This window comes from Halocynthiibacter sp. C4 (genome assembly GCF_028823805.1).
GTDB classification, from domain to species: Bacteria; Pseudomonadota; Alphaproteobacteria; order Rhodobacterales; family Rhodobacteraceae; genus Falsihalocynthiibacter; species Falsihalocynthiibacter halioticoli.
This window is the reverse complement of the sequence record NZ_JAPEIE010000018.1, coordinates 1-276: the sequence shown is the minus strand read 5'-3', so window position 1 is coordinate 276 and position 276 is coordinate 1. Positions and strand designations below refer to the sequence as shown.

The following is a 276-nucleotide window of genomic DNA, read 5'->3' as shown; positions in this document are numbered from 1 at the left end:
AGGCCGACGAAGGCGACCAGCACGAACATGATCGCGGCCAGAGTATCGACGTAGAATCCCAGGCCGACACCTGCGAACCCCACCGTGCCTGTCACCAGGGGGCCGTTGACCGCGACGCAGAGGCCCGCGGCTGCGGCCATCGCCAGGGCGAAGCCGGCGATCCAAGCGGCGCCCCCTCCGACCTGTCGCTGACCCGACTTGGCGCTTCCGGTCGCCAATCCGGCGACTGCGAGCGCGAATGGTCCGAGAGCGAGGCACCAGGTCAGGTTCGGCGTC

The 276-nt window shown here is 69.6% G+C and carries 1 pseudogene; it reads right to left on the bottom strand.

Annotated features, from left to right (window positions below):
* A pseudogene (locus tag OU789_RS16845) lies at positions 1 to 276 on the bottom strand (hypothetical protein); the annotation flags it as partial.